Raw genomic sequence first — 8,583 nt, forward strand, 5'->3', positions numbered from 1 at the left:
GTCCCCCGCGGAGAGCCCGGCCGCGGTGAGCACGTCGTAGGACTCGGCGATGAACTGCATGTCGGCGTACTCGATGCCGTTGTGCACCATCTTGACGAAGTCGCCGGCGCCGTCCGGGCCCATCCAGGCGCAGCACGGCTCGCCGTCGACGTGCGCGGAGATCTTCTCGAGGATCGGGCCGAGAGCGGCATACGACTCCTTGGATCCGCCCGGCATGATCGACGGGCCCTCGAGGGCGCCGACCTCACCGCCGGAGATGCCGGTGCCGACGAAGTGGAGGCCGTGCTCGCGCAGCCGCTCCTCGCGCCGCCGGGTGTCGAGGAAGTGGGCGTTGCCGCCGTCGACGACGATGTCGCCCTCCTCGAGCAGCGGGATGAGCTCGTCGATGACCGCGTCGGTCGGCCCGCCCGCCTTGACCATGACGATGATCCGCCGCGGCCGCTCGAGCGACGCGACGAAGTCGGCGGTCGGCTCGCTCGGGACGAAGTCGCCCTCCGCCCCGTGCTCGGTCATGAGCGCCGCGGTCTTCGCGTACGTGCGGTTGTGCACGGCGACGCGGTAGCCGTTGCGCGCGAGGTTGCGGGCGAGGTTGCTGCCCATGACGGCCAGTCCGGTCACTCCGATGGTGGCGAGGTTGCTCACGATGCTTTCCTTTGCTGGAGGGTCGATTCGAGGGTATGCCGCTCAGCCGGCTTGCGGTTCAGGCCTCCTCGCGCCACCGTCGGCGCATGTAGAAGGCGGCGGACTTCGGCTTCCGGTCCCGGGTGAAGACGCCCTTCTTGTTGCCGTCGACGCGCATGATGCCGGCCGTCGTCTTGAAGTCGGCGAAGTTCCAGATCTGCTCGCCGACGACGGCCGGGACCGAGTCGAAGACGCGGTGGTTCATCTCGAGGTAGGCGACCTGGTACTCCTCGTCCCACGGCTGGGGCGTGACCGAGTGCAGCCCGGAGAGCGTGTCGGCGCCGTACTCCGTGATGATGATCGGCTTCCCGTCGGTGGCCCAGGCCTCGAGCTCCTCCCGCCAGGCGATCTCCGCGCTTGCGAGGTCGCCGGTGTTGACGTACCAGCCGTAGTAGCGGTTGAGCATGAGCACGTCGCCGAACTGCGAGACCCGGCACTTGCCGTGGGGCGCGAGCATGACGTTGACGAAGCCCACCGGCCGGGTCGGGTCGGCGGCCCGGGCGACGTCGAAGAGCGGGCGGAAGTAGTCCTCCGCGCCCTCCGTGTCGCTCTCGGGCTCGTTGGCGATCGACCAGAGGACGACGCACGGGTGGTTCTTGTCCCGGGCGATGAGCTCACGGATCGCCTGCGCGTGCACCCGCTGGGTCTCGTCGTTGATCGTCTCCGGGCTGTACGTCTGGTAGCCCTGCGAGCCGAAGATGCCGCCGCCGAGGCCCATGTTGAGCCCGACGGCCGCCGTCTCGTCGATGACGACGATGCCGTGCCGGTCGGCGTAGTCGAGCACGTCCTCCGAGTAGGGGTAGTGCGAGGTCCGGAACGAGTTGGCGCCGACCCAGTCGAGCAGCCGGAAGTCGTGGACCATCCACGCGTTGTCGTGGCCCTTGCCGGTGACCGGGATGTCCTCGTGCTTGCCGAAGCCCTTGAAGTGGAAGGGCTCGCCGTTGATGAGGAACTCCGTGCCGCGGACCTCGACGGTGCGGATGCCGACCGTCTGCAGGTAGCTGTCGAAGACCTCGTCGTCCCGGACGAGCTGGGCCTCCATCGTGTAGAGGTAGCCGCGGCCCGGCTGCCACAGCGTCGCGTCCGGGACGGACAGGACGCCCTCCGCGCCCTCACCGCGGGCCACCTCGGCGCCGGACTCGTCCCGGAGGATGACCCGGACGTCGAGGCCGTCGCCGTCCCGGCCGTCGATGACGTAGCGGACGGTGCCGGTGCCCCCGTCGTGCTCGGTGACGACGGTGATGTCGTCGAGGTGCGCCTGCGGGGTGGCGCTGAGCCAGACCGACCGGTGCAGCCCGGCGTAGTTGAAGAAGTCGTGCCAGTAGCGCAGGACGGGCCCGGCCGGCGTCTGCTCCGTCGTGCCGGGAGGGATCGTCTGGAAGGTGAGCGCGTTGTTGACGCAGGCCGTGATCCGCACCTCGGAGCCCGGCGTGACGAACTCGGTGATGTCGGCCTCGAAGGGGGTGTAGCCGCCCTCGTGGCTCACCACCTCGTGGTCGTCGACCCAGACCGTCGCCCGGTGGGTCGCGGACTCGAAGTGCAGGACGACCCGCTGGCCCGCCCAGCCCCGGGGGACCCGGGCCGTGCGCTGGTACCAGGCGTCACCGACGTAGTCGCGGACGGCGGGGTCGGCCGACACGTCGTTGAAGCTGGCGGGGACCGCCATGTCGCCGGCCTCGGGGAGCGGGCCGGAGAACCAGCCGTCCCGCCGGCCCCGCGACTCCGGGTCGAGCCGGAAGCGCCAGATCCCGTCGAGCCGCTTCTTCTCCCGCGTGGCGGTGTCCTGGGGACGGAGCATGGTCGACACCTTTCGGGGAGTGGGCCGCGGTCGTGCTCTACACCATTCAGGCAGACATCGGGGGGCCTGCCAACCGATTGCCACCAGTTGCCGCCCGGCTACTGTGTCGGGCATGCAGCGGCGTCCGACCATCTACGACGTCGCCGAGGCCGCCGGGGTGTCCGCCTCGACCGTGTCGCGGGCCTTCGCTCGCCCGGGGCGGGTCAACGCCGACACCGCGGCGCACATCTTCGAGGTCGCCAAGCAGCTCGGCTACCGGACGTCGGCCCTGCCGGGCGTGACGACGGCCCGCACCCGGACGCTGGCCCTCGTTGTCACCGACATCACAAACCCGTTCTACGCCGAGATCATCCGCGGGGCCCACGAGGCGGCCGGCGAGCTCGGCTACACGATCCTGCTCTCGCACACGCAGGAGGACGCCCAGCTCGAGCGCGAGTGGACGGAGCGCGAGCTGTCCGGCGTCGACGGCGTCCTGCTCACGAGCTCGCGGATGTCGGACAGCGCCATCCGGATGATGGCGAAGCAGAAGCCGCTCATCGTGCTGAACCGCGCCCTGCCCGAGGTGCCGAGCCTCCTCGTCGACAACGCCCGGGGGGTGCGGCGCGCCCTCGAGCACGTCGGCGAGCTCGGGCACCGGTCCGTCCTCTACCTGGCCGGCCCCGAGACGAGCTGGACCGACGGGACCCGCTGGCAGGCGCTGCGGGAGGCGGCCCACGAGCTCCAGGTCAGGGTGCGCCGGATCGACCCGCACGCCCCGCCCACGCTGCGGGCCGGCCAGGCCGTCGCCGAGCAGGTCGCGAGGCACGAGGCGACCGCGGTGATCGCCTACAACGACGTCCTCGCGATCGGGCTCATGCACGGGCTGCGCGCCCTCGGCGTCCGGGTGCCCGAGGACCTCAGCGTCGTCGGCTTCGACGACACCCTCCTCGCCGAGATCGTCCAGCCCCAGCTGACCACCGTCGCGGCGCCGCTGCACGCGCTCGGCACCGCCGGCGTGCGCAACCTCGTCGCCATGGTCCGCGGTGCCGTGCCCAGCCGCGAGCCGCGCGTGCTCCCGATCCGGCTCGTAGTCCGCGGCTCGACGGCTCAGCGGAGGCGGAACAGCACCTCGCCCGCGCGCGGCACGACGAAGACATCCGGGTCCGCCTCGGCGGCCGCGACGTCGATCGACGCGGGGTCGCGGTAGCCGAGGTTCGCCGCCCGGCATACCTCCTCGGGGATCCCCGTCGCGAGGGTCACCTGGACCCGGAGCCGCTCCTCGCCGGTCTCGGCGTCGTAGCCGCCCGCGCCGCGCAGGTGGGTGGAGTGCGCCAGCGTCCCCCAGTGGACGTGCTTGAAACGGTCCCACTGCTTCACGAAGTAGTCCCGGCAGTGGTAGCCGATCTCGTTGATCTCCGGGTGCATCGCCGAGATCTGCGTGATGTGCGGGGCGTAGAGGATGACCTCGCCGCCGTCGGCGACGACCGGCTCGAGCTTGTAGAAGCCCTTGGCGCCCGTCCAGATGTCCTCGTACATGCGGGGGATGAGCGACAGCACGGTGCGGACCGGCTTGTCGAGGTAGGTCACGTGCGTCTCCGCGCAGACCTCGGCGGCGTTGGCCCACGACGCGATCGTGTCGCCGAAGGACACCGAGTGGAGCGACTCCGCCTCGGTGCCGGTCCCGCCGACGACGCAGAACGCGAGCTTCTCGGCCGGGATGAGCGAGGCGCCCTCGTTGATGAGCGCGCGGACCGGGGTGATGCCGGTCGTCCCGATGATCTCGGCCGACGTGATGAGCGCGCCGAGCCAGTGCGACACGTCGATGATCCGCTGCCCGGCGACGCCCGGGAAGAAGTACTTGTTGCCGCCGGAGATGCCGACGACCTCGTGCGGCAGCACCGGCCCGACGACGAGGGCGACGTCGTGCTCGACGACCGCCTTGTTGAGCAGGACCGGCACGTCGACGCTGAGGCGCCCCTCGGACAGCTCCTCGAGCCGACTCGCGGGGATCGTGCCGAGGTTGGCGAACATCTCCGGCTTCCACCACTCGTGGTTGAGCACCGTCATCCCGGGATAGGTCTCCTCGAGGCGGCCCGCCTCGTAGCCGAGGTGCCGCGCCAGGTGCTGCTCGCTCATGGCGGCGTGCGTGCCGAGCGCGACGAGGACGGTCAGCCGTGAGGCCCGACCGTGCAGCGCCTCGTGGACGGCACCGACCAGGAGCGGCAGTGGGCAGGTGCGCGTGCCGTCCGGCACGAGGACGCAGACGCTCCGGCCGTCGAGGTCGGCCGCGTCGAGCTGCTCCCGGATGAACGCGCGGACCTCGTCGCTGCCCAGCACGCCCTCCGTGCCGCCGACGCGGGTGGCCCGCCGGGCGGCGACGCTGGGCGACTCCTCGGTGATCGTCATGGCCCCACTCTTGCCGTGCCCTCGCCGCCGGGCAAGCGGCCGCTGCAACAGGTGGCAACAGGTGGCAACGCGTGGCAAGCCGCCCGCCGACTCGGGGAGGATGGGGCCTATGACCTCGACGGCGAGCCTGACCCTGCATCCCGATCGACTCTTCCCGCCGGAGCCCGGCGTGCGAGACGTCGCGCGACGGCTGTATGACGCCGTCCGGGACCTGCCGATCATCTCGCCGCACGGCCACGTGCCCCCCCAGTGGCTCGCCGAGGACACCCCGTTCGGTGACCCGACCTCACTGCTCCTGTCGCCGGACCACTACATCTTCCGCCTGCTCCACGCCGAGGGCGTCCCGCTCGAGGCCGTCGGCGCCGGGGGCTCGCCCCTCGACGAGGCCGGGGCACGACGCGCGTGGCGCCTGTTCTGCGAGCACTGGCGCGACTTCCGCGGCACGCCGGTGCGTTTCTGGATGGAGAGCGAGCTCGTCGACATCTTCGGGGTGACCGAGGTCCCCTCGGCCGAGAGCGCCGACCGGATCTACGACCAGATCGCCGAGCGCCTCGCGTCGCCGGAGTTCCGGCCGCGCGCCCTGATGGACCGCTTCGACATCCAGTTCCTCGCGACCACCGACGACCCCGCCGACGACCTGCGCTACCACGAGCAGCTCGCCAGCGACCCGAGCTTCCGGCACCGGGTCGTGCCGACCTTCCGGCCGGACCGCTACCTCGAGCCGGGCCGCGCAGACTTCCCGGAGCTCATGGCCGCGCTGGGCAAGGCGGCCGACACCGACACGGGGGACTACGCGGGATACCTCGCGGCCCTCGCCAACCGGCGCCGCTACTTCAAGGACCACGGCGCCGTCTCCTCGGACCACAGCCACACCGATGTCGTGACGCTCCACCTCGACGAGGCCGAGGCGCAGCGGATCTACGCGGCCGCCCTCCGGGGTGAGGCGTCCGAGGCGGAGACGACGGCATTCCGCCGCCACATGCTCGTCGAGATGGCCCGGATGGCGACCGAGGACGGCCTCGTCATGACGCTGCACCCCGGCGTCTACCGCAACCACGACACCGCCTCGACCCGGCGGTTCGGCCCGGACACCGGCAACGACATCCCGATGTCGATGGAGTTCACCCGTGGGCTGCAGCCGCTGCTCGACCGGTTCGGTGACACCGAGGGCTTCCACCTCGTCCTCTTCACCGTCGACGAGACGGTCTACTCCCGCGAGCTCGCGCCGCTCGCCGGCTGGTACCCGGCCGTCTACGTCGGCGTCCCGTGGTGGTTCATCGACGCCCCCGAGGCGATCCGCCGCTTCCGTGGCGCGGTGACCGAGACGGCCGGCTTCTACCGGACCTCCGGCTTCATCGACGACACCCGCGCCTTCTGCTCCATCCCGGCCCGGCACGACATGTCCCGCCGCCTCGACAGCGCCTACCTGGCCCAGCTCGTCGCCGAGCACCGGCTCGGCGAGGACGAGGCGCTCGAGACAGTCGTCGACCTCGTCACGTCCATCCCGAAGCAGGTGTTCAAGCTGTGAGCCACGACGAGTCGTATGCCGCTGAGCCCGCCCCCAGCGCCGCCGACGTCCCAGCGGGGTCGGGCGCCGCTGCCGGGCGCCGGCTGTCCCGGTCGACCGACGGGCGCCCGGCCGCCCCGGTCCGGCACGTCCACCTCGGGGTCGGCAACTTCTTCCGGGCCCACGCCGCCTGGTACACCGAGCATGCGCCGGACGCCGACGGCTGGGGGATCGCCGCCTTCACCGGCCGCTCGCCCGCCGTCGCCGAGGCCCTCGCGCCCCAGGACGGGCTCTACACCCTCCTCATCCGCGGTCCGGAGGGCAACCGGCCCGAGGTCATCTCCTCCCTCAGCGCGGTGCACGCGGCCGAGGACCTCGACGCGCTCCGGCACTACTTCGCCGACCCCGCGGTGGTCATCGTGACCAGCACAGTCACGGAGGCCGGCTACCGGCGCAACGCCTCCGGGGGTCTCGACACCACGCGGCCGGACGTCCGCGACGACATCGAGGCGCTGACGGCCGACCCCGCGAGCGGGACGGTCACGAGCACGCCGGGCAAGCTCGTCGCCGGACTCTTGGCTCGACGCGCGGCCGGTGTGGGGCACATCGCGCTCGTGCCGAACGACAACGTGCCCGACAACGGCGAGATGGTCTCCCGCGTCGTGTGCGACCTCGCCCGCCTCGTCGACGAGTCGCTCGTCGACTGGATCGACGAGCACGTCTCCTTCGTCACGACGATGGTCGACCGGATCACGCCGCGGACGACCGAGGCGGACCGCGAGGAGGTCCTCCGCCAGACCGGCATCGACGACCCGGAGACCGTGCCGACCGAGCCCTTCACCGAATGGGTGCTGGCCGGTGGCTTCCCGGCCGGACGGCCGGGCTGGGACGCGTCCGGCGCCCGCTTCGTCGACGACGTCCGGCCCTTCGAGCAGCGCAAGCTGTGGCTGCTCAACGGCTCGCACTCGCTGATGGCCTACGCCGGCTCGATCCTCGGCCACGAGACTGTGGCCGACGCCATCGCCGACCCCGAGGTGCTCGGCTGGGTCGAGCAGTGGTGGGACACCGCCGGCGCCCATCTGAGCCTGCCCGAGGACGACGTCGCGGCATACCGGCAGGCCCTGCTCGACCGGTACCGCAACGGGCAGATCAGGCACCTGCTGGCCCAGATCGCCGCGGACGGCTCGCAGAAGATCCCGATCAGGGCCGTGCCCGTCGTCCGTGCCGAGCTCGACGAGGGCCGGGTGGCCGAGGGCGGGACGCGCATCCTCGCGGCCTGGCTCGCTCACCTGCGCGGCCACGGCGCCCCGGTCAACGACGCGCACGCCGATGAGGTCACCCCGCTCGGCCAAGGCAGCCCCGTCGAGGCGGTCCGCGGGACGCTGACCTGGCTCGGGCTCGACCCCGACGCCCAGGACGGCCGGCTCGCCGAGACCGTCGAGCGCCAGCTCACCGGCTTCGAGTCCCGGGACGGCGCGTGACGGCGACCGGCCGCGAGGTCGTCATCGGGGTCGACGTCGGGACCACGGCGGCCAAGGTCGTCGCCTTCGACGTGCACCCCGACGGCACGGTCGGCGAGGTCTCCCAGGGCTCCCGGGAGTACCCGCTCGTCCGGCCCCAGTCGGGATGGCGGGTGCAGGACCCGGAGGCCGTGACCGCCGGCACGATCGCCGCCCTGCGGGACTGCGTCGCCGGACTCTCCGGCGCCACCGTCGTCGCGCTCTCGGTCAGCACGGCGATGCACGCCGTGATCGGCCTCGACGGGGACGCCCGCCCGCTCACCCCGATCGTCACGTGGGCCGACGCCCGGGCCCGCGACATTGTCCGGGAGCTGCGCGCCACGCCCCGGGCTGCCGAGCTGCAGCGCACCAGCGGCACCCCCGTCCACTCGATGGCGCCGCTGACCAAGCTGCGCTGGTTCTCCCGGAACGAGCCCGACCTCGCCGCGCGTGCGACGACCTGGGCGGGCCTGAAGGACCTCGTCCTCCACGCCCTGACCGGCCGCCTGGTCACCGAGCTGTCCTCGGCGAGCGGGACCGGCCTGCTCGACAGCAACACCCGCCGCTGGGACCCGGACGCGGTCGCCCTCGCCGGCATCCGGCTCGACCAGCTCCCGCCGGTGCTCGCGACGACCGACGTCCTACCAATTTCCGAGGCGGTCGCCTCGGAGGGCGTGTTGCCGGCCGGCACCCCGGTCGTCGTCGGCGCCGGC

General features: G+C 72.2%; 7 protein-coding genes. 4 read left to right on the top strand and 3 right to left on the bottom strand.

The features are described from left to right. Positions 1 to 642, bottom strand: a 642-nt coding sequence (locus tag ACTHJJ_RS17840) for an NAD(P)-binding domain-containing protein (RefSeq protein WP_440304291.1), incomplete at its 3' end; no start/stop codon positions are given. Positions 643 to 700: 58 nt separating this feature from the next. Further along, positions 701 to 2,479 carry a beta-glucuronidase gene (gene uidA, locus ACTHJJ_RS17845; protein WP_440304292.1) on the bottom strand — a complete coding sequence of 593 codons (1,779 nt, stop codon included), beginning with the start codon at positions 2,477 to 2,479 and terminating at the stop codon, positions 701 to 703. 112 nt (positions 2,480 to 2,591) lie between these two features. On the opposite strand from uidA, the gene ACTHJJ_RS17850 reads away from it, so the two are divergent. Next, positions 2,592 to 3,665, top strand: coding sequence for a LacI family DNA-binding transcriptional regulator (locus ACTHJJ_RS17850; protein ID WP_440304293.1), 1,074 nt, complete (start codon positions 2,592 to 2,594; stop codon positions 3,663 to 3,665). On the opposite strand, the gene ACTHJJ_RS17855 is transcribed toward ACTHJJ_RS17850, so the two are convergent. Next, positions 3,566 to 4,864, bottom strand: a complete 1,299-nt coding sequence (locus ACTHJJ_RS17855) for a lactate racemase domain-containing protein (RefSeq protein ID WP_440304294.1) — start codon at positions 4,862 to 4,864, stop codon at positions 3,566 to 3,568. The two genes, ACTHJJ_RS17850 and ACTHJJ_RS17855, sit on opposite strands and share 100 nt — an antisense overlap. A 109-nt stretch (positions 4,865 to 4,973) precedes the next feature. On the opposite strand from ACTHJJ_RS17855, the gene uxaC reads away from it, so the two are divergent. The 3 genes from uxaC to ACTHJJ_RS17870 form a co-directional block, all read left to right on the top strand. Beyond that, the gene (gene uxaC, locus ACTHJJ_RS17860) at positions 4,974 to 6,392 is read left to right on the top strand and encodes a glucuronate isomerase (RefSeq protein ID WP_440304295.1); all 1,419 of its coding nucleotides are present in this window, start codon (positions 4,974 to 4,976) and stop codon (positions 6,390 to 6,392) included. Next, the gene (locus ACTHJJ_RS17865) at positions 6,389 to 7,852 is read left to right on the top strand and encodes a mannitol dehydrogenase family protein (RefSeq protein WP_440304296.1); all 1,464 of its coding nucleotides are present in this window, start codon (positions 6,389 to 6,391) and stop codon (positions 7,850 to 7,852) included. Before uxaC ends, ACTHJJ_RS17865 begins: the two co-directional genes overlap by 4 nt. Further along, a partial coding sequence (locus ACTHJJ_RS17870; RefSeq protein WP_440304297.1) for an FGGY family carbohydrate kinase occupies positions 7,849 to 8,583 on the top strand: 735 nt, incomplete at its 3' end. The genes ACTHJJ_RS17865 and ACTHJJ_RS17870, both read left to right, overlap by 4 nt.

This window comes from Intrasporangium sp. (assembly GCF_051961875.1).
Lineage (GTDB): Bacteria > Actinomycetota > Actinomycetes > Actinomycetales > Dermatophilaceae > Intrasporangium_A.

Coding starts and splice junctions, on each gene's coding strand:
- ACTHJJ_RS17855 (WP_440304294.1), bottom strand. CDS start 4,864: ATGACGATCACCGAGGAGTCGCCCAGCGTCGCCGCCCGGCGGGCCACC.
- ACTHJJ_RS17850 (WP_440304293.1), top strand. CDS start 2,592: ATGCAGCGGCGTCCGACCATCTACGACGTCGCCGAGGCCGCCGGGGTG.
- uxaC (WP_440304295.1), top strand. CDS start 4,974: ATGACCTCGACGGCGAGCCTGACCCTGCATCCCGATCGACTCTTCCCG.
- uidA (WP_440304292.1), bottom strand. CDS start 2,479: ATGCTCCGTCCCCAGGACACCGCCACGCGGGAGAAGAAGCGGCTCGAC.